Origin of the sequence: Deinococcus rhizophilus (assembly GCF_030271215.1) — a bacterium.
Lineage (GTDB): Bacteria > Deinococcota > Deinococci > Deinococcales > Deinococcaceae > Deinococcus > Deinococcus rhizophilus.
On the sequence record NZ_JASNGB010000379.1, the window covers coordinates 1 to 625 of the forward strand.

The 625-nt window shown below is 75.7% G+C and carries 1 pseudogene; it reads right to left on the bottom strand.

Annotated features, from left to right (window positions below):
- Positions 1-625 (bottom strand): annotated as a pseudogene (locus QOL99_RS17445) (hypothetical protein); the annotation flags it as partial.

Sequence of the window (625 nt, forward strand, 5' to 3'; positions counted from 1 at the left end):
CTGCCCGGCGCACCTCCGGGTCGGGGTCGGCGGCGAGGCGGGCGAGGCGGTCCGGGCCGAGGTCGGGCCGCACCGCGAGGATGGTCCGCACGGCGGTGTCTGGATCGTTTAGCAGCACGTCCAGCACAGTCCCGCTCAGGCCCTCGGCGCTGGCGACATGCAGCCGGATGTCGGGGAGGGGATCGCGGGCGAGGGCCAGCACCGCCCCTTCCGGGAGATCGGTGCGCTCCAGCACGGCGCGGCGCACCTGTTCGGACTCGTCGCGGGCGAGGCGGGCCAGCACCTCCGGGCGGATATCCGGGCGCCGGGCCAGAGCCGCTCGCACCTCGTCCTCGGCGTCGTGCTCGGCCTTGTACAGCCAGGCGGCGGGCACGCTCCAGGCTTGCAGGGCGGCGGCTCTGACCAGGGGATGCTCGCTGGCGGCCAGCCAGTCCCGGACGTTCTTCGGCAGGTCCACCCGCCGCGCCAGGGTCGAGAGCACGTCGGGGTCATCGTCGGTCGCCAGCGTGAGCAGGCAGTCCAGCGGCAGGTCCAGCCGCCGCGCGACGGACGCCCGCACGAAGCCGTGCGCGTCGGTCACCAGGGTGCGCAGCAGGTCGCCGGGCAGGTCGGGGCGGGCGGCCAC